This is a genomic window from Alkalicoccobacillus murimartini (assembly GCF_030813245.1).
Classification (GTDB): domain Bacteria; phylum Bacillota; class Bacilli; order Bacillales; family Bacillaceae_D; genus Alkalicoccobacillus; species Alkalicoccobacillus murimartini.
The window spans coordinates 297,687-318,400 of sequence record NZ_JAUSUA010000001.1 but is presented as its reverse complement, the minus strand read 5'-3'; the positions used below and the strand labels follow the sequence as shown (position 1 = coordinate 318,400).

The following is a 20,714-nucleotide window of genomic DNA, read 5'->3' as shown; positions in this document are numbered from 1 at the left end:
CCTCCTTCCATTGTTCAAAACCTGACTTTATGCAAGCTCTCTACGAAAGCTCTCTCTTGAGCTGCTGTATTTCAGTTAAAAGACGTGCTTGTGTAAGTGGATCCTGTTCGAGCTTAGAAGCTGCTTGTTTCTCTTGTATCTCTACCCTCTTTGGATAGTTTTCAATCTGTTTGACATAATCCTCAAGTTCCTCTTCAGAGCACTCAGCATTAATCGTGATCGTTGATAACTCTGAAGCCAAACGCACAAGCGAGCGATCCTCTATGCTTTGCAAGAATTCCCTTGGGCTTGCCTCTTTACCATTTCCATAATAGGCAATTAAATAGGCAAACAAGGCCTGGTGTTCATCCACATTAAAGGCGGCTCCAAGACGTTCCTCGATTCGCCAAGCTAGATCTTCATCATTCATCATCAAAGCTAGCAGAATACGCTCTGCGTTCTGGTATGCCGGTAGAAGTCTCTTTTGCCTAACTTGCCTATGCTCACTGACACTCTTCTTACCTATTGCTTCTTTGGCAGTATGAGTTGTCTTCTTTTCCCGATACAATCGGTATTGCTCCTGCTTAAGTACATCAAGAGATAAAGAAAATTCGTCAGCAAGTTGCCTTAGGTAGTGATCCCGTTCAACCGCCCGTGGCAATTTTGCAAGCTCTTGCAGTACTTCTTCGATATAAACCATTCGTTCTCCTTCATTCCGGAGATTTTTCTCCAAACGAAGGTATCTCATCTTAAATGCCATAACCGTTTGGGTTGCCCCTATAACATCAGTTTGGAAGCGTTCTGCTCCAAATTTTCTAATGTAGTCATCGGGATCCAATCCATCAGGCATATGAGCAATACTCACTACACAGCCTGCCTGTTCCAAGACACTTGTTGAACGGAATGCAGCACTTTGGCCTGCTTGGTCAGAATCATAACAAACTACCACATTCTCGGCATTACGCCTTAATAGTTTGGCATGTTCATCTGTAAAAGCTGTACCTAGAGTTGCTACGCCATTATCAACCCCTGCCCCCCAAGCTGCAACTACATCTGCTGCTCCTTCAAACAAAACCGCAGTGTTTGATTTCCTAATTGCTGGACGTGCAAGATGAAGGCCATATAGTAGCTTATTTTTATGGAAGATAGGCGTTTCAGGACTATTCAAGTACTTTGGTTTACCTTCACCAACTAATCGACCGCTGAAGCCAACAACTTTACCCTGTCCATCCCAGATTGGAAACATCAGCCTACTTCGAAATCGGTCGTAAACCCCTTCCGACTGATCACGCTCTGCTAACAAACCAGCCTGCACCATATCACTCTCTTTAAAATCCTTTTTCCCTAAAAAGATGGAGAGATTCTCCCAACCTGCTGGAGCAAAACCAATTTGAAAGTGATGGAGTTGTTCAGGAGTAAAACCGCGTTCTTCCGCATACTCTCTTCCTGCTGTCCCTTCATCTGTTAAGGCAAATACACGCTGGTAAAATGTCGCTGCTGCCTCATGACTTTTAAATAGTTCTGTAAAACGCTCCGTAGGTTTAGCATTTGATTCCTGATGAATCTCAGGTAATGATATGCTCCCTTTATCAGCCAGATATTTAACCGAATCTGTAAATGAATAGCCTTCATGCTCTCTCAGAAATGTAAAGACATTTCCTCCAGCTCCACAGCCAAAACAATGATAAACCTGTTTCTCAGGTGATACGGAAAAGGAGGGAGACTTCTCTCCATGAAATGGACATAAACCGGTATATTGCTTACCTTGTTTCTTTAGTTGAACATATTGGCTAATTACTTCAACAATATCACTTGATTTACGTACTTCTTCAATCTTCTCTTCTGGAATGCGTGTACTCATATACATCACCGTTTGCAAATAAAATTTACCACAAGTCTTTAAGATTCGAGTTTTTTTTCTATAATCCTTCTATTTCTGCAAAATAATCTTTAATTCCTGCACAAACCGATTCCGATCTTCTTCTGTGAACGGTTTTGGTCCCTTAGTCCGAATGCCTCTTCTGCGTTTCTGAGCTGACATATATCGAACGTCCAATAGCTGTTCAATACTCTCTTCAAGGTACTGGATACCTCTAGGAGATAAAACTCTTACCTTTTTCCTAAGAAGCAGCGATGCTAAGGCATGATCCTGTGTAACGCAGACATCCCCTGCCTTAATCTTATTCATAATGTATAAATCAACAGCTTCTTTGTCTGAATCGACCATTACCTGGTCAACTTCTTGCGGAAGATTCATCATGTGTGCATAAGACATCACAAACACAATCCTTAGATCAGATAGAAAGCGATAGGTAAGAATTTCTTCCTTTACAGGACAGGAATCTGCATCAATAAAAAGAGAGATTGTTGGTTTAGTTTCATCCATCGTATTTAGTTGATTCCACACTCCTTTAAAAAATCCTGCTAAAAAAGCAGAAAAAGATGATTTTCGTCGAATCATGTAAGGTAAATACCAATTATTACTATTTAAGTTCAACGTATCCCTTACTATCATTACCAAAATAACTGGAAAAAGTCTTGACTTTTCAAATTTATTTGTTCTCTTATCAAAATAGACCATTTATATGTGAAATAGAGTTGAAATCACAATTCTTAATTATACGTAAATATTGTTCATTTGAACAGGATTTTATTTTAAAAAAGGATAATAAATAAAGTAAGCTCTCAGTATAATCGAAAACACTAAGAGCTAAGAGACAATGTATTACTTTCTTTGAAACATATTCGAGATTAAGTTTGCGGTTTCTTCTACTGCTTTATTAGATACATCTACAACTGGACAGCCAATTCGAGTCATGACACTTTCAGAGTAAGCAAGCTCTTCTTTGATACGGTTAATATTGGCATAATTCGCTTCAGATTTTAGACCGAGTGCTTTTAAGCGTTCTGTACGAATACTATTAAGCTTCTCTGGACTAATCTTTAAACCGATACATTTTTGAGGCGAGATTTTAAAGAGTTCTGCAGGCGGCTCAACTTCAGGAACCAAAGGTACATTTGCGACCTTTAATCGTTTATGAGCTAAGTATTGTGACAAAGGTGTTTTGGATGTACGTGACACACCTATCAACACTACGTCAGCGCGGATAATTCCTCTAGGGTCTCGTCCATCATCATATTTTACAGCAAACTCAATCGCTTCCACTTTTCTGAAGTAATCTTCATCAAGACGATAAATAACACCAGGCTCATATCTCGGCTTTTTATTTGTTAGCTCAGACACTTTGTTAAGCATAGGTCCGATAATATCAACCGTTTCAACTTTTTCTTCAGCCGCTCTTGTTAGTAAATAGTTTTTCATATCAGGAACCACTAGTGTAAATGCAATTAACGCTTTTGCCTGTGAAGCCAAAAAGACAACCTCTTCAATTGTTCCCTTATCTTCAACATAAGGAATTCTTCTAAGCTCTACTCCTGATTCGCTAAATTGACTAACTGCAGCTTTCACTACTAGCTCTGCCGTTTCCCCAACAGAATCTGATACAACATAGACAATCGGACGATGGTTGATTTCCTCCATAAGACCCTCTCCTTGTAAAAATAGCTATTGTCTTGATTAAATGGTTTCATTGTTAGCCAAATCGACAAGTAAACTTGTGATGTTGGTTTTTGTTATGCGGCCTGTGACTTCATATCCACTTCCATGAGGCACCTTTTTTACAATGGGTAGACCATCAATTTGTTTTGTAATAAGTTTTTTAGCAATATCAATAATGAAATCACTTTCTTCACAAAACGTGACATTTGGCATCCTGGTCATAATTACACCTACAGGAATGGTTTCTAACGAATGCTGACCGAGGCTTGCACGGAGCAAGTCTTTTCTCGAAACGACTCCAGAAAGAGTGGCGAGCTTATCAACCACAAATAGTGTCCCAACGTCTTCTAGAAACATCGTTGTTATGGCTTCATAAACAGAAGATGCTTCATTGACAACAACTGGTCGAGATTTATAATGATCAACCGTGATCGATTTAACTTTCTCAGATAGAATGTGGGCATTTGTTTTACCTGTGTAGAAATACCCCACTCTCGGTCGTGCATCTAAGTAACCGGACATTGTTAAAATAGCCAAATCAGGTCGCAGAGTAGCTCTCGTTAACGAGAGCCTTTCTGCAATATGCTCACCTGTGATCGGACCGTTGTCTTTTACAATGGTAAGAATCTGTTCTTGCCTGCTAGATAGTTCGATGGGAACTCACCGCCTTTTTCAATAACAAATATCTACCCTTTTAGAATACAATTTTGTGGAACAAGGCAAAGGCTTCGATCTCAGTAGATAGTTGTTTCATCAACTGAAGACGATTCGCTTTCACATCTTCCTGATCTGACATAACCATTATATGTTCAAAGTATTGATCAACAAGTGGCGCAGTCTGTTCTAATGCTTCATATGACTTTGTTACTTGACCCAGTTCTTTAGATTGCTTTAGTTCAGAGTGTAATTGCTGATACCGTTTGTATAATTGATGTTCTTCCTCTTTTTCAAAAAGCTCAGGATTAATCTCTACGGAGTCTGCCGCTTTTTTTGCTATGTTTGTGACCCGGCTTAACGCTTCTACTACTTTTTTAAAGCTTTCTTTGTTTCGTGCTTCTGAAAGTAATGCAGCTTTAGAAAAAATCCAAGGAAGCGTATGATCTTCGTCTGTTAAAACCGCATCAATAATGTCATATTCAATCCCTTTGTCTGTCATAGCATGTTTCATACGTAATCCAAAGAACTCACGAAGCTGACTCATCAATTCATCTATATTAGTCATTTTTAATCCTTGGTTTTTAGCTGTATCAACGGCAAGTGTGAGCAGGGTATCAAGAGTCGTATCCAGCTGCTTATCTACTGCCATCTGTACTAATCCCAATGCTTGACGTCTTAATGCATAAGGGTCCTGTGAACCTGTTGGGATTAATCCAATAGCGAAACACGAAACGATTGTATCGAGCTTATCTGCCATACTAACAACCAGACCAATCTTCGTTGTAGGTAGTTGATCACCTGCAAAGCGTGGGAAATAGTGTTCTCTTACAGCTGTTGCTACTTCTTCTGCTTCACCTAAATGAGAGGCATAGACTTCACCCATTAAGCCTTGGAGCTCTGGGAACTCTCCAACCATCTGAGAAACCAGATCGAATTTACTAATCTTTGCTGCACGGTGACTCAGTTCTTGTTCTGATGGTGTATAACCAAATTGAATTGATAACTTGTCAGCGATTTCTTGTATCCGATTGACTTTATCACCAAGTGAACCCAGTTCCTCGTGATAAACAATTGAATCAAGTTGCTTAACTGCTGCATCAATATTAAGCTTTTGATCTTCTTTAAAGAAAAAGGCAGAATCAGAAAAACGAGCCCGAAGTACTTTTTCATTTCCTCTGGCGACATTCTCCAAGTGGTTGGCGTCTCCATTTCGAACAGTTATAAAATGAGCGAGCAATTCCCCGTCCATATTCTCAACAGGAAAATAGCGTTGGTGCTCCTTCATCGTTGTTAATAATACCTCACGTGGCAGGGATAAGAAGCTTTCTTCAAATTGACCACTTAATGCTGTTGGCCATTCTACTAAGTTATTCACTTCTTCAAGTAGCTCTTCATTCACTGGAATGACCCAACCTGCGTTTTCTGCAAGTTCCTCTAGCTGTGAACGAATCATTTGTTTACGCTCATCTGCATCTGCAACTACAAACTGGTTACGCAGCAATTCCACATATTCTTTCGGTTCACTTATAACTAGATCTTCACCTAAGAAGCGGTGTCCACGACTAGTGTTACCTGTTTCAATAGATGTAATGGAGAAGGGAATAACTTGCGATCCATAAAGGGACACCATCCATTGAATGGGACGAGCAAAACGTAAGGAATAATCATGCCATCTCATATTTTTAGGAAAGTGCATGGATGTAATTAATTCTTTTAATTCAGGCAGTAGCTCTTCTGTTTTTTTACCTTCTTGGAAAGTCTTCGCAAAGACATACTCTACGCCTTTTACTTCTTTAGTGAATAGGTCATCCGCAGATAAGCCTTGGCCACGGGCAAAGCCTAAAGCTGCTTTAGACCAGCTTCCATCTTCGGCGACAGCAATTTTTTTTGCTGGGCCCCGTGCTTCGCTTTCCAAATTCGATTGATTTTCTCCAAGGTCTTTGACAATAATAGCTAAACGTCTTGGTGTGGAATAGGCTTCAACAGAACCAAATTGTAAGCGTTGGTCAGTTAACCATGCTGTTACTGACTGTTTTAACTGTTTAATGGACGAAGTGACAAAGCGAGCAGGAAGCTCTTCTAAACCAATTTCTAATAAAAAGTCATGCTTACTCATGAGTTGACTCCTCCTTTCCTTTTAACAAAGGGAATCCTAGGCGTTCACGTTCCTCATAATACAAACGTGCTGCACGTCTAGCCAGTGTACGGACACGGCCTATATATCCAGTTCGCTCTGTAACTGAAATCGCACCTCTTGCATCGAGCAGGTTAAAGCTGTGCGAACATTTGAGAATGTAATCATATGCCGGCAATACAAGTTGCTCATCTAAAGCTCGCCCGGCTTCTTTTTCATAGGTTGAAAACAAAGTAAACAGCATATTTGTATCCGACACTTCAAATGTGTATTTTGAGTGCTCATATTCAGCTTGGCTAAAAATGTCTCCATACGTAAATCCTTCTACCCATTCAAGATCAAACACATTTTCCTTATCTTGAATGTAAGAAGCAAGACGTTCTAGTCCGTACGTAATTTCCGCTGATACAGGACTAGCTTCCATTCCACCAACTTGTTGAAAATACGTGAATTGAGTAATTTCCATTCCGTCTAGCCATACTTCCCAACCAAGTCCTGCACATCCAAGTGTTGGATTCTCCCAGTTGTCTTCTACAAAACGAATATCGTGCTCTAACGGGTTAATTCCAATTTCTTTTAAGCTGTCTAAGTACAACTCTTGGATATTTAAAGGAGAAGGTTTCATTACAACTTGGAACTGATGATGCTGATACAAACGGTTTGGGTTCTCTCCATATCGTCCGTCTGCTGGTCGTCTGGAAGGTTCAACATATGCCACATTCCACGGCTCTGGTCCGATCGTTTTTAACAAGGTGAAAGGACTCATCGTTCCTGCCCCTTTTTCAGTATCGTAGGCTTGCATAATGATACAGTTTTGCTTTGCCCAGTATTGCTGTAATGTCATAATCATGTTTTGTACATTCATTTTTTGCTTGCCTCCTGTCAGTAATTACGCGTAGAGTAGGTCACAAATAGAAAAAAGCTCCCGTCCCTACGCTGAATATCAGCGTAGGGACGGGAGCTAATCCCGCGGTTCCACCCTACTTATCCGTACATTTCGTACGAACCACTTTCGTCGTATGTGCTCCAAAATGCCCTTCTCTGCCGACTGAATCCCAGGCTTTCACCGGCCCTAGGTCGCTTTGTTCAGCTTATGACAGATACTTCTTTTCTTCAACGCACCTTATAGTATTAGTAAAATCATACATAAGATCGAACTACGTGTCAATATTCGGTCCTAGATTCATACGGTCTAACTGATCCAAAAATCGTCTGGATTTCAGTACAACCCCTGAATATTCATCATAATAAGCTCGAATAATTTGTTTTAATTCCTGCTTTGTTTCTGCTTTTAAAGAAATGTTACCTAAACGGTGTAAGTTCATGTCATAAAATAAACGCAGCAGTCTCACAGTCTGCATAGAACAAGGGAAAGCATGAGTATCCTTATCTATACAACGTCTACATATAAAGCCGCCATAACGAATTGAAAATGCCTGTGGATCATCATGTGATCCACAACAGACACATTTCTCAAGCTGAGGACTAATCCCAGCTACATCAAGCATTTTCATTTCAAAAATACGTGTAAGTACTTCTGGATCTGCTCCTTCTTCCATATGAACAAGGCACAAATAATACCAATCAAACAACCACATATACCGCTTATTTTCTTCAGTCAGCTTATCAATGAGCTCTGCCATATACATCGCATAAGAAGCATTAACTAAATCCTCGCGCACTTTACGAAATGTTTTAATTGGATCACCTTGATTTAATGTACCTAAGCCACTGCCTTTATATATTACATATGACCCATAGATAAATGGCTGAGAAACAGCCGAAAGCTGACTCTTCGGCTTTTTTGCTCCTCTTGCCATTACACCTATTTTTCCGCGTTCCTTTGTATAGAGAGTGATAATTTTATTGGTTTCTCCGTAATCAACGGTTTTAATGACAATTGCTTCTACTCGGTCTAGCATTCTTAACCACCTAGCTGTCAGTTACTGAGAGGATGAGTCAATGGACAGGTCAGAGCCACTAGTTTGTTGTGATTCGTTCACTGTTTCTGAATCGCGCTCAAGTTCCTTAATTAATAAATACGTATCTAAATTACCGGTATTCGTAAACACCTTCCAGGATAAATCGAGCATATCAGAATCCACCCCTTTGCCAAAAAATATTTCCGCCTGTACATCTAGTTTCACCTGATTGAGTCAGAACATGATAAGGAAATATTACTAAAAAAACAATCTTGACAAATGTGCAACACTACAATTTACATTTTTCGGGACTTTCTTTTTATGATAAGGCTTTCTTAACAAAAAAACAATGGCTAGAAACCTAACCATCGTTAAAAAGGGCTTGTTCATATTTTAGTATTCATCAGATCTAAATCCAAAGTCTCGAAGTTGAGCAGGTTTATTACGCCAGTCCTTCTCGACCTTTACCCAAAGCTCTAAATACACTTTAGTTCCAAGTAATGCTTCAATATCTGCTCTCGCTAATTTTCCAACTTCTTTAAGAAGCGCGCCCTGTTTTCCTATCACAATTCCTTTTTGTGAGGAGCGTTCCACTACAATCGTCGCTTGAATATCAACCATATCCTTGTGCTCGCGTGTCTTCATACTTTCTATTCCAACCGCAATAGAATGAGGAATTTCTTCGCGTGTTAATTGAAGAACTTTCTCTCTAATTAACTCAGCTACGATAAATCGCTCTGGGTGATCTGTCACTTGATCAGCCGGATAATATTGTGGCCCAACTTCAAGCTTTTCTTTGATCTGCTCCAACAATACCGGAACATTGTTTCCACTTAATGCTGAAATCGGAATGATTTCTTCAAAGTCGTGTTTAGCTCTATAGGTATCGATTAATGCGAAAAGTTCGTCCGGATGAATTAAATCGATCTTATTAATAATTAAAAACGAGGGTGTTGACGTTTCTTTTAAGCGATTAATAATATACTGTTCTCCTGGACCAAAAGCTTCATTCGCTTCAACAAGATATAGAATAATATCAACTTCTCTTAATGTATCTTTGGCCACCTTCATCATAAAATCTCCCAGCTTGTGCTTGGGTTTATGAATACCTGGCGTATCGATAAATACAACTTGTGAATCTTGATCCGTGAAGACCCCTTGAATTTTATTTCGAGTTGTCTGTGGCTTGTCCGACATGATCGCAACTTTTTGACCAATCACTCGGTTTAATAATGTAGATTTTCCTACATTTGGTCTGCCAATGAGACAGACAAAGCCTGACTTATGTTCATTCTCTTGTTGATTATTCATTCATATCCCCCGCTTTAAATGCTCCAGGTAGAAGTTCTCCTACCGTTGTTTTTACCATCTTACCATTTATACTACCTAAGTATACAGTCACATCTGGTCCGCATAACTCCATCATGACCTGTCTACACGCTCCACAAGGTGATACAGGCTGCTCAGTATCTGCAATCACACTAATCGCTTGAACCTCTCTATTTCCCTCTGAGTACGCTTTATATAAGGCTGTTCTCTCCGCGCAGTTCGTTAATCCAAAGGAAGCATTTTCAATATTAGCTCCGTGAAAAATCGAGCCGTCCTTCATAAGAAGAGCTGCCCCTACTTGAAACTTAGAGTAGGGAACATAGGCTTGCTCTCTTGCCTTTGTAGCCTCATCCATTAATTGCTTTTGCATGTCGTACATTCTCCTTTTTAAGAAAACAATAATTGATATAAAGGTGGACCAAAGATAATTAGACCAATAATAACAGCAAACACACCGTAAACAAACACGGCCGCTGCCGCAACATCCTTAGCTCGTTTAGCAAGAGGATGAAATTCTTGTGTATACAAATCCACCGTACGCTCAATCGCTGTATTCATAATCTCTAAGGAAAACATACCAGCAATCAGAAGCAACAGAATAAGCCAATGGTCTAAAGGAATAGCAAGCCACCAAGCAGCTGCAAATACCACAATGGCAGATACAAGATGAATCTGCATATTTTGTTCACGTTCCAGCACGTGTTTTAACCCATGACTGGCAAACACAAAGGACCGAAGCAGTCGTTTAAAGCCTCTTTGATTTCTATCTGACAAGCCCATAACTTGTAAGGATCTCCTCCTGGCGCCCAAACATGATCTTCTCATCCTGCTCATTTAGATGGTCGTAACCAAGCAAGTGAAGAAAGCCGTGGACGGTTAGAAAGCCAAGCTCTCTTTCAAATGAATGGCCAAACTCATCCGCCTGTTGTTGAATTCTAGGGATGGAAATGACGATATCTCCGAGCAGATTTGGCATTCCCTCTATTTCTTGAAGAGGTTCTTCCCCTTCATTTAATGCAAAGGATAGGACATCGGTTCCCCGATCAATACCACGATGTTCGTTGTTCAGCAGTCTAATTTCCTCATCATCAACAAAGCTAATTGATACTTCATAATCACCTTTTAATGATTCCAGCTCTGTTGCGTGTGCTATGACTGCCTGTAAGAGCTCTTGTTGTTTTTCTGTGATCGTGTCGTTCTCATCGATTACTTCCACGAGAATCGCCATGTTCTTTCCCACCTTTTCTTAATTCATCTGGATACTCAATACGCTGATGAAACGTTCCTTTTAAGGTCTCTAACATCGATAACGAAATGTCATTTAATTCCCTTAGGGTAATTTCAGATTCATCAAATTGCCCGTCTTCGAGTTTATCCTTAATAATTTTATTTACTAATGCTTCAATTTTGTCCGGCGTTGGCTTTTGCATGGACCTCACTGCCGCCTCAACACTATCTGCAATGGCCACGATACACGCTACCTTATTCTGCGGTTTCGGTCCAGGATAGCGGAATTGAGATTCTGGTAAAGGCTGTTCAACTTCCTGATTGGCTTTATGATAAAAATATTTCAATAAGCTTGTACCATGATGTTGCTCAGCAATTTCTACAATTTCTTTAGGCATCTTATGTTCCCTCAGAAGATCCGCCCCATCATAAGGATGAGAAATGATGATTGTTTTACTGAGCTGAGGTGATATCTTATCATGTGGATTGTCTTGACTCATTTGGTTTTCAATAAAGAAATGTGGTCGCTTTGTTTTCCCGACATCATGATAGTACGCACCGACTCTAGCCAATAATCCATTCTCACCTAGTCGCTCACATGCTGCCTCGGCTAAATTCCCTACCACAACACTGTGATGATATGTTCCTGGAGCTTCCGTTAACACTTTTCGTAATAACGGATGATTTGGATTAGACAACTCAATAAGCTTTGAGACCGAAAGAATAGAAAAACCAGCTTCAAAAAACGGAAGAAGACCAATGGTTAATACAGCCGCTGCTACACCTGAAAAAGCTGCACTACCAAGATGAAAACCTACTTCTAACCATCCGTTCTGTAATCCTTTAATAAAAAGAAGTGTCATAACAGCTGCAACATTAATACAAGATACAAGAAATCCTGCTCTTAACAGTCGAGTGATTCGATTGGATGTACTCAAAAACAATGCACCAGCCAAAGAGCTTACAAGTAAATAGAATCCGTAGGTGACGTTAAACGTCGATGTACCGTCTTGACTATATAAAACTGTTCCAACTATCGCAAATAAGACACTTGAGAATAAAGCAATACGAGTATTTAACAGTAACGTCAGAAGCATCGTACCTGCTGCAACTGGAACTGCATACCCAAGACCACCAATGCCTAATAGCTCCGTAAAACTCGTAACTCTCATCAAACAAACCGCAATAATAAATATTAAGAGATATAAGAGAAAATGAGAATTATTATTTTTGACGGTGCTATTGGATTCTTGAATGAAATACATCATCATTCCCATTAATAAGACTACAAACATCGCAAGTCCAACATAAGGGTATATATTCAATGATTCATCTAGTAAACCAACTAATCTGAGCTGGGCATAGATCTCATTATCAATGATATCTCCTTGTTTAACTAATAATTGACCCTCTCTAATCATAACAGCCTCGACGCTCTCAGATGCTTCCTCTCTGAGCCGTTCTGTTGAATCTCGGTCGTATACATAATTAGGAATGATCGCAAACTGGGCAACCTCAACCATTGCGTCTCTTAGCTTATTGCTAACCGTAGAAATATTGATGAGCTCATCCACGTTGTCTTTAGCCTCTTGAAGGTTATTCGCCTCAATTCGCTCACTCATTACTTCAAATACGGTATTTGAGGTCGCTTCTTTGGCCAAAACTAGCTGAGAATCTGATGTCTCTAAAAGTGTACGAATCGTCGTATCAGACAATTGCTGACTAGTATCTGAAGAAAGAGCCTCATTAACTGTCGCTAATTTTTCTTCAAGATCCTCTTCTTCCGAAGTCTCACTGTCAGCTTCTTCATCTGTAGGCTCCTGCTCATTCTTAACTTGACCAATGAGTTCAAAGATGTCATTCACACGTCCGCCTTGAGTCTCTGCATAATCTTGTTTCAACACGTAGTTTGGCTCAACATTATCTACGGCTTCTGCCCGTAATCTATCTGTAGCTTGTCTATTTTCAATTGTAATCGGAGAACGAATGTCCTCTTCTGCTACATCAGATAAGTGAACGTCTATTTGTTCAGGGATGACGTTGCCTAACATGATAAAGTAGAGAAAAACAGCTGTAAATGTAATTAAAATTGCTTTTATGTATCGTTGCTGTTTAACTCCGTTCCACCATTGTTTGATTGTTTTTTTGCGATTTTCCACATATGTTCACCTCAGCTTTCGATTAGAAGTCGTATAGGTAAGGAGAAAGCGGTAAGAGAAGCAGACCAATAAAATTGGTCTGCTTACTGATTCATTCTGTATGTAATAAAAACCATCCAGTCAGCTAATTTGACTGACCGGACGTATCATAAGCTTGAATGATTTGTTGGACAAGGGTGTGGCGTACAACATCTGATTGTTGTAGGTAGATCATACCTATGCCACTTACATTTTTTAATATCTTACATGCTGCTTCAAGGCCTGATTGTTTGCCTTTAGGAAGGTCAATTTGAGTAAGGTCTCCATTGATAACCATTTTGGAGCCAAAACCTAGTCTTGTAATAAACATTTTCATTTGTTCACGCGTAGTATTTTGAGCTTCATCTAAAATGACAAACGCATCATCTAATGTTCTACCTCGCATATAGGCAAGTGGTGCCACTTCAATGGTTCCGCGTTCCATCAACCTTGTTGTTTGTTCAACCCCAAGTACATCGTGCAACGCATCATAAAGCGGTCTCAAATAAGGGTCTACCTTTTCCTTTAGGTCTCCTGGCAGAAAACCTAGGCTTTCACCAGCTTCCACTGCTGGTCTAGTCAAGACAATTCTCTGTACGGCTCCATCTTTCAATGCGTTTACAGCCATCACAACAGCCAAGTACGTTTTTCCTGTACCTGCTGGACCAATGCCAAACGCCATATCTTTTTTGCGAATCTGAGTGACATAATGTTTTTGTCCCAATGTCTTCGCACGGATAACCTTGCCTTTAACAGACGTTGCAATCTTTTCATCATACAAGTCGTATAACTCATCCAACTGACCTTTTTTGGCTAGCCCTGCAGCATAAACAACGTCTCGCTCAGAGATACTAAGCCCTTTTCTCAATAAATGCAACAGCGTTTGAAATACCTCTGCTGTTTGCTGAATAGGTTCAGCTTCTCCAGTAACTGCTACTTCTTCTCCACGGCTCACAATCGAAACATCAAGAGCTTCTTCAACTCTCTTTATATGTGAATCATTTGGACCAAATAACAATTGTGTTTCATTTGTGTTTTTAGGCTCTAATTGGAGCATTTTGGTTTCTGACAAATCGCCTCAATCTCCTTGGATAATTGGTTTTTCCATCGTAATATCTTCAATAACCTGATAGTGAATCTTTAAATTCACTTTACCATTGTCCACTGATTCGTGCAAAAGTTTTCCGCTTTTGATCTCAGCGTCTTGTGGCACTCTCTCAGCTAATTCTAATTCGGCTTGTTGCATTCCTATTTGCTTGGCTTCCTCTACAGTATACGTTCGTTCATATACATTTGTTTCATGAATCTGTCTCTCTTTTAATGCAATCGGAACTCTCCAACCAAATAGGTCCAATGTCTTTATGTCTTCAAACTCTTGTTGGCTCTGGTATTTTGGTTTTCCAAAACCCCAAATTGGCCAATCATAATCCATGAAGGTTAAATTATATCGAGAGTGATTCTTACCTGTTAAGGTCGAAAAAGTCGCTTCAATAGGGACACTCACATTAGAAGTGTACCATATTTCTCCTAATACTTGTCCTTTAGCAGGCACGGTCTGTTGATTTTTTTCATTTGTACCAATGACACCTGATACAAGTAGATCACCTGGCTGCACATAATCATGAACTTTTACTTCTGCGTGGCCGTGTTCAACAAACATCTTGTGTATCACAGCTTTTTTCTTGGCAACAAGATGTCTAGGAGAAAGTAACTCCGCTTCTTCAGGCAATTGGTGTTCAACAATTTCAAATTCATATGTTGTACCCTTTTGCCTTACTCCAATCCACGTAGCATCTGTCACTCGTTGTTGTATCTCTTGTTGAATGACTTCAACCGGTGGTAGCATTTGTCTGAATGTACCTCGTTTGATCCCTAATTCTACTGCAGCAGTTTCTACCTCATTAGCTATTTTAGGAGACCCTCCTTTCACCTGTATGCCCCAGACCATCTGTGAACATACTATGATCAGGATAAGAAAACTCAACACGCCTAAGGTAAAGCCAGTCCGCTTCTTCATTTTTGAAAGTAAAAAAGGGCCACCACGCCTTTTAGTGAATCGCACCTTACATTCATGCTTCTTTAATAAAGGCTTCACTAAATAGATATCATTAAGGGGCATATAGAAACCTAAACGATTCGAGTCTAACTTACGTATGGACCACAGAGCTAGTCCTTTTTGCAAACATGCGTTTAACAGACGTTCTGTATAAACGCCTGTTACTTCAACATAGACATAGCCTTTAATAAAAGTCATCCATTGATTTTTCATGTGTTCCCTCCTTCTCCTCTACCTTTTTGTCTCATCATCACTGGTTTCATTCACATAAATGACTTGATCAATTCGCCCTTCAAGCAGGAGTTCTTCTGGAAATATTGTTTTAATGACAAATTGATCTCCTTTAATTAACACCTGCCCCTGTTTAAGCAACAGTCGCAGTTCATTTTTCGAGAAACGCAAAACGCCTTTATGATTTTCGATATAAATATGCAACTGTCCAATCATTGTAATTCTGGGCAGGTCCATCATGACATCTGCGGGAAGCTGCATATGTTGCATCATCCATTTTCGTACAGGTCCCATCAGTTTTCCCATGCACCATTCCCCCTCTATGTATGCATATGAGTGGAGGAAGGCAGATATCACTTTTTCACTTGGATCACATACAGACAAATAAAAAAAGCACAAACATCAGTCTCCAGGACTTCTGTTTGTGCTTTTTTGTCTATCTATTAGTATTTTCGTGGTGGTTGCGCAAAAGATTTGTGCGGCTTTCTTGAACGTGGACTTCCTAATACTTCAGCCCAAACAACCGCCTTCATCGCTTCCTTACCAGTCACATTTTTGAAGTTCAAACTAAGTTCTGAGCTACTAGATTGAGTCTGTTGAGCAGAAACAGCTTGCTTCTGCCTCGACACTCTCTCTTGAGCTTCGCGTTTCTTAGTCTTCATTTCTTCTAAACGATCGTAAAGATCGTTTCGTACTTCGCTTTCTTGGTGCTGTGAAGGTGCATAAGATGACGGTTCAACCTGCTCTTGACGAACAGGAGAAGGTTCTGCTTTCTCTTCTTCTTGGTTAAAGATATCGCGCCAGTCAATCTTCTGCGGTTCTTCTTTATTCGGTTCTCTTTGTCCCTGCTGTTCTTGTCTCTGATTGGTTTGTCCAGCCTTGGATATTCTACTCATAAAACTAATCAAAGCAAATATACCGATGATAATAAACAGTGGGTTTGAAAGAAAAAGATTAATTAATTGATCCAATGGACATTCCCTCCTTTGCTAAGGAAAGGCTTATTAGTTATTTTCGTTCGATGTAGAATCATCATCTGTAGACTTGCTGATTGAATCTCTCATATCCGTATCGGCCATCACGTTTTGATAGTTCATGTAATCCATGACACCCATACGTCCTGAACGAAGAGCTTCAGAAAGAGCCATTGGTACTTCTGCTTCTGCTTCCACTACTTTCGCACGCATTTCTTCTACGCGGGCTTTCATTTCTTGTTCTTGTGCTACAGCCATTGCACGACGTTCTTCTGCTTTTGCTTGTGCAATATTTTTATCTGCTTCAGCTTGGTCCGTTTGAAGCTCCGCACCGATGTTTTTACCGATATCAATATCAGCAATATCAATCGATAGAATTTCAAACGCAGTACCTGAATCTAGACCTTTTGAAAGAACTGTTTGTGAAATCATGTCTGGATTTTCAAGAACTTTTTTGTGATTATCCTGAGAACCAATTGTTGATACAATCCCCTCACCAACACGAGCGATAACTGTATCTTCACCAGCACCCCCAACTAGGCGGTCAATGTTTGCACGAACGGTAATTCTTGATTTAGCTTTGATTTCAATCCCGTCCATCGCCACACCAGCAATAAATGGTGTTTCGATTACTTTTGGATTTACACTCATTTGTACAGCTTCTAAAACGTCACGTCCAGCTAAATCAATCGCTGCCGCACGCTCAAATGGTAGTTCGATGTTCGCACGTTGTGCAGCAATTAGTGCATTAACAACGCGGTCAACGTTACCACCTGCTAGATAGTGACCCTCAAGTCTTGAAGTATCCAAGTCAATACCTGCTTTAACAGCTTTGATTAATGGATTTACAACTCGAGCAGGTACAACCCGACGAAGCCTCATTCCGATTAGTTCAAAGATACTGATTTTTACTCCTGCTGCAATGGCTGAAATCCATAGCGCTACAGGAACAAAAGTGAATAGTACAGCAAGAAGTATGATTACAACTGCTATAGCGATGAGAATAAATATTGTTCCTTCATCAATTGGCATCCTTTATTCCTCCTTATGATTTCGGTCATTCTCCACTTCTCGAACCACAATCCGTGATCCTGATGTGTAGACAACCTTTAGTAAGCTACCTTGTTCAATATATCCACCCTCTGATACAACGTCAAGACGTTCTTCACCAAACTGTGCAGACCCACCTGGTCTCAACATAGTCAAAGCCCTGCCATGCATAGAGATTAGCTCACTCTGAGTTTCATTTGAAATATATCCTTCTTCCGTTGTTGTTGCTGCATTTAAAACCATCTTCTTCCAAGGACCTCGATTACCAAGGTACCTAAACAAGATAACAGCCGCTACGATTGATACAGCTAATGCTACCCCAATTGCTAAGAGCATAGTAGCCGTCGAGAAGGATGCGAGGAACATGCCACCAATCATTGCAGCTACACCAAGCACCCCAAAAACCCCAAAACCTGGAACAAAAATCTCAATCACAATGAGAACGACACCAACAGCAAAGAGAATAATGGCTTCCCATCCTGCAAAACCAGCAAATAAATGGCCGAAGAAAAAGAGCCCAAGAGCTGAAAGTCCTACCATTCCTGGTATACCAAATCCCGGAGTATATAACTCAAGCACTAATCCAAGACTTCCTAGTGTCAAAAGAATAGGAATCACAATTGGATTTGTTACAAATCGAGCAATTTTTTCAGCAAAGCTTACCTCTGAATACTCGATAGCTGCACCTTCTAATCCAACATCATCCAAGGCAAGCAATTCTTCAATTGAACTTGCTGTTCCTTCTGAGTAGCGAACTTCAATTGCATCTGCTGCACCTAAAGTTAAGAATGTACCTTCTGGAGAGTTATAATCAGGAAGATCATGATTCGTGCTAGCCATGGCTAATGCAAAAGCAGGATCACGACCATTTTTTTCTGCGGCATTTTTCATTTGATTTAACCAGTACGATTGTGCCTTATCCTCAGCCGCATTCCCTGAACCATCAATCACACCAGCTGCACCCATACTACCTTGAGGGTGCATGACAATACGATCTGCATTCAAAGCAATATACGCGCCAGCTGAGATTGCATTCGGGTTTACGTAAGCAGTAATCTCTGTTTCTGTCTGATTTAAGAGTTGAGCAATATTTCCTGCAGCATCAACAGCACCACCTGGGGTATCAATATCGAGGATAATATGGTCAGCCCCATTACTTTCAGCATCAGAGAGAGCACGCTCAAGAAATTTTTCAAGCCCTCGTTCAACCGTCTGCTCTATCGGAATCACAAAAACAGTTGATTGATCATCTTCTGTATCTGCCACCATAAAGAGTTGAACAGGAACAAGTAAAAAACCAAGGAAAATAGCAGCAAGTGACAAGGACAATATTGCCTTACTACTCCAATTCACCTTCTCCCCCCTTTCTGGTTGTTTATAATAGTATGTACGTATGAGCATTCGTTTGGTTTCAACTTATTATTCACATTATTTAAGATCGCAAACACAAGGATTCCACCTTATTCAACTCCCTTTAAGTGTAGCACGGATGAAGGAACCGTTTCCACTTTTGGAGAGTGACGCTTTCATGACAGTTCGACATGACAAAAAGCCGGCTCCATTTGGAGACCGACTTTGAATAGGCTATTATGATAATGATTCTAGAACAAGACGATTAATAACAGATCCATCTGCCTTACCTTTTACCTTAGGCATAATGGCGCCCATTACCTTACCCATGTCCGATTTTTGCGAAGCACCGGTTTCGGCAATCGTTTCTATAACAATTTGTCGTACTTCTTCCTCAGTAAGCTGCTCGGGCAAATATTTATGAAGAATAGCAATTTCCTCACGTTGCCGTATCGCCAGATCTTCACGACCTGCCTGCTCAAACTCATGGAGGGAATCCTTGCGCTGTTTAAGCTCACGATTCAGCACCGTTAGGCTATCTTCTTCAGATAAATCATGTCCCAATTTAATCTGCTCATTCTGAATAGAAGCTTTAACCATACGTATTACAGAAAGTTCTAGTTTGTTTTTACTCTTCATCGCCAACTTCATATCCTGGTTTAACCAATCAAGAAGAATCAGGTGAATCCACCCTCTCAAAAGAAACTACTTAGAATTTACGTTTTCTAGCGGCTTCTGATTTCTTTTTACGTTTCACACTAGGCTTTTCATAGTGCTTACGCTTTTTAACCTCAGCCATCGTTCCCTCTTTAGAGATAGACTTCTTAAAGCGACGAAGTGCAGCATCAATCGATTCGTTTTTGCGAACGCGAGTTTCTGCCATGATATTTCCCTCCCTCCGAAAACAACCAAGCTCAAGACGAATTAGTTACCTAATACACGTCTTTAGCTATTATAATACATATGATTATAATCGGTCAATACTAATTCGGCAACCCTTATTCAAAAAAATGTGCTTTTTACACATGATTTCTTTTCATTTAAAAGACTACACATGAATGACATCTCTTGTCCATATACATGGCAAGGAGGTGAAAACATGTCCGCTGAGATTTTTACACGTTTTGTTGCCTACCTGGCTATCTTTTTGTTTGGTCTTATTGTCATGCGGCACGGCTTGTTTCAGTTAGCACAAGCTAAGCTGCAGATGCTATTAACGCAGCTGACTAACTCAGCATGGAAAGGAATGCTTGCGGGCATCTTGATCACAGCGCTTCTTCAAAGTAGCTCTGCCGTTATGGTCATGCTTGTTGGACTCGTGGCTGCTAGACTTATTCCATTCACCCATACGATCGGTGTCATACTTGGAGCAAATATTGGTACAACCGTCACAGCAGAGCTCATCACCTTTCAAATTGGTTCTCATGCCTTATGGGTGTTACTTGCAGGTGTATTACTTTTACTCTTTCGTCAGCAAGTTTGTTACTCAATCGGTTGCCTTTTTGTTGGATTAGCATGCTTGTTTTTATCTATGAGTGGGTTATCATCGCTTGCTGAACCAGTCTCTACTTTAACTGTCGCCCGTGAATTATTTGATTGGGCTGCTTCTCACTCTGCTTATGGGGCAATCCTTGGCGCTACCCTCGCAGCTGTCGTGCAGTCAAGTACAGCGTGTATTGCTATTGCAATGGGGTTTCTAGCTGAGAAAAGCATGGCCTTGCCAACTGCCATTGCCATAATGATTGGCTCGAATATCGGAACATGTTTGACAGCTCTTTTGGCAAGCATTGGATCTGGCTCTTCTGCCAGAAAAGTTGCCTATGCAAATATTTGGCTAAATGTTCTTGGTGCTCTGTTATTTTTACCGTTTATAAATGGCCTTGCTTGGTTCTCGATGATGTTAACTTCAGACCCTTCCACACAGCTCGCTCACGCAAGTGTGATATTCAATGTTGCCTGCTCATTACTACTACTTCCTCTGGTCAGACCATTTTCACTGTTTGTGGGTGCTTTGCATGGAAGAAGTACGTAGAAGAAAAAGTGCCAGTACTTAAAAAAAGATCATCTAC

The 20,714-nt window shown here is 40.3% G+C and carries 22 protein-coding genes; 1 reads left to right on the top strand and 21 read right to left on the bottom strand.

The window, feature by feature from the left end; genetic code table 11:
- Positions 1–40: 40 nt before the first annotated feature.
- The 21 genes from dnaG to rpsU form a co-directional block, all read right to left on the bottom strand.
- A complete protein-coding gene (gene dnaG / locus J2S05_RS01710; RefSeq protein ID WP_306979302.1) occupies positions 41–1,840 on the bottom strand; it encodes a DNA primase in 1,800 nt (599 codons plus the stop codon).
- Between the two features lie 69 nt (positions 1,841–1,909).
- The gene (locus J2S05_RS01705; protein WP_306979301.1) at positions 1,910–2,440 is read right to left on the bottom strand and encodes a YaiI/YqxD family protein; all 531 of its coding nucleotides are present in this window, start codon (positions 2,438–2,440) and stop codon (positions 1,910–1,912) included.
- A gap of 264 nt (positions 2,441–2,704) precedes the next feature.
- Positions 2,705–3,511, bottom strand: coding sequence for a pyruvate, water dikinase regulatory protein (locus J2S05_RS01700; protein WP_306981050.1), 807 nt, complete (start codon positions 3,509–3,511; stop codon positions 2,705–2,707).
- A 45-nt stretch (positions 3,512–3,556) separates the two neighbouring features.
- On the bottom strand, positions 3,557–4,192 hold the full coding sequence (locus J2S05_RS01695) for a helix-turn-helix transcriptional regulator (protein ID WP_306981049.1): 636 nt from the start codon (positions 4,190–4,192) through the stop codon (positions 3,557–3,559).
- Between the two features lie 40 nt (positions 4,193–4,232).
- A complete protein-coding gene (gene glyS, locus J2S05_RS01690) occupies positions 4,233–6,311 on the bottom strand; it encodes a glycine--tRNA ligase subunit beta (RefSeq protein ID WP_306979300.1) in 2,079 nt (692 codons plus the stop codon).
- Positions 6,304–7,194 carry a glycine--tRNA ligase subunit alpha gene (glyQ, locus tag J2S05_RS01685; RefSeq protein ID WP_306979299.1) on the bottom strand — a complete coding sequence of 297 codons (891 nt, stop codon included), beginning with the start codon at positions 7,192–7,194 and terminating at the stop codon, positions 6,304–6,306. The genes glyS and glyQ overlap by 8 nt, the downstream gene beginning before the upstream one ends.
- 292 nt (positions 7,195–7,486) lie before the next feature.
- Positions 7,487–8,251: a DNA repair protein RecO gene (gene recO / locus J2S05_RS01680; protein ID WP_306979298.1), complete on the bottom strand. Its 765-nt coding sequence runs from the start codon at positions 8,249–8,251 to the stop codon at positions 7,487–7,489.
- Between the two features lie 21 nt (positions 8,252–8,272).
- Entirely contained in the window at positions 8,273–8,422 is a 150-nt protein-coding gene (locus J2S05_RS01675; protein ID WP_306979297.1) for a YqzL family protein, read from the bottom strand.
- Positions 8,423–8,644: 222 nt separating this feature from the next.
- The gene (gene era / locus J2S05_RS01670) at positions 8,645–9,562 is read right to left on the bottom strand and encodes a GTPase Era (RefSeq protein ID WP_306979296.1); all 918 of its coding nucleotides are present in this window, start codon (positions 9,560–9,562) and stop codon (positions 8,645–8,647) included.
- Positions 9,555–9,950 (bottom strand): cytidine deaminase, encoded by a 396-nt coding sequence (locus tag J2S05_RS01665; protein WP_306979295.1) that lies wholly within the window; start codon positions 9,948–9,950, stop codon positions 9,555–9,557. The genes era and J2S05_RS01665 overlap by 8 nt, the downstream gene beginning before the upstream one ends.
- Positions 9,951–9,967: 17 nt before the next feature.
- Positions 9,968–10,360 (bottom strand): diacylglycerol kinase family protein, encoded by a 393-nt coding sequence (locus J2S05_RS01660; protein WP_306979294.1) that lies wholly within the window; start codon positions 10,358–10,360, stop codon positions 9,968–9,970.
- Positions 10,344–10,808, bottom strand: coding sequence for an rRNA maturation RNase YbeY (gene ybeY / locus J2S05_RS01655; RefSeq protein WP_306979293.1), 465 nt, complete (start codon positions 10,806–10,808; stop codon positions 10,344–10,346). Before ybeY ends, J2S05_RS01660 begins: the two co-directional genes overlap by 17 nt.
- A complete protein-coding gene (locus tag J2S05_RS01650; RefSeq protein ID WP_306979292.1) occupies positions 10,780–12,966 on the bottom strand; it encodes an HD family phosphohydrolase in 2,187 nt (728 codons plus the stop codon). The genes ybeY and J2S05_RS01650 overlap by 29 nt, the downstream gene beginning before the upstream one ends.
- Positions 12,967–13,090: 124 nt before the next feature.
- A complete protein-coding gene (locus tag J2S05_RS01645) occupies positions 13,091–14,056 on the bottom strand; it encodes a PhoH family protein (RefSeq protein ID WP_306979291.1) in 966 nt (321 codons plus the stop codon).
- Positions 14,057–14,062: 6 nt separating this feature from the next.
- Positions 14,063–15,253: a sporulation protein YqfD gene (gene yqfD, locus J2S05_RS01640; protein ID WP_306979290.1), complete on the bottom strand. Its 1,191-nt coding sequence runs from the start codon at positions 15,251–15,253 to the stop codon at positions 14,063–14,065.
- 18 nt (positions 15,254–15,271) lie between these two features.
- Entirely contained in the window at positions 15,272–15,577 is a 306-nt protein-coding gene (gene yqfC / locus J2S05_RS01635; protein WP_306979289.1) for a sporulation protein YqfC, read from the bottom strand.
- Positions 15,578–15,714: 137 nt separating this feature from the next.
- Complete coding sequence (locus J2S05_RS01630; RefSeq protein WP_306979288.1) at positions 15,715–16,242, bottom strand: hypothetical protein; 528 nt, start codon at positions 16,240–16,242, stop codon at positions 15,715–15,717.
- A 33-nt stretch (positions 16,243–16,275) separates the two neighbouring features.
- On the bottom strand, positions 16,276–17,277 hold the full coding sequence (gene floA / locus J2S05_RS01625; RefSeq protein ID WP_370873592.1) for a flotillin-like protein FloA: 1,002 nt from the start codon (positions 17,275–17,277) through the stop codon (positions 16,276–16,278).
- Between the two features lie 3 nt (positions 17,278–17,280).
- A complete protein-coding gene (locus tag J2S05_RS01620) occupies positions 17,281–18,648 on the bottom strand; it encodes an NfeD family protein (RefSeq protein ID WP_306979287.1) in 1,368 nt (455 codons plus the stop codon).
- A 234-nt stretch (positions 18,649–18,882) separates the two neighbouring features.
- Positions 18,883–19,326 (bottom strand): GatB/YqeY domain-containing protein, encoded by a 444-nt coding sequence (locus J2S05_RS01615; RefSeq protein WP_306981045.1) that lies wholly within the window; start codon positions 19,324–19,326, stop codon positions 18,883–18,885.
- A gap of 28 nt (positions 19,327–19,354) precedes the next feature.
- A complete protein-coding gene (gene rpsU, locus J2S05_RS01610) occupies positions 19,355–19,528 on the bottom strand; it encodes a 30S ribosomal protein S21 (RefSeq protein WP_059102666.1) in 174 nt (57 codons plus the stop codon).
- 216 nt (positions 19,529–19,744) lie between these two features.
- On the opposite strand from rpsU, the gene J2S05_RS01605 reads away from it, so the two are divergent.
- Positions 19,745–20,677 (top strand): Na/Pi symporter, encoded by a 933-nt coding sequence (locus J2S05_RS01605; RefSeq protein WP_306979285.1) that lies wholly within the window; start codon positions 19,745–19,747, stop codon positions 20,675–20,677.
- Positions 20,678–20,714: the final 37 nt, after the last annotated feature.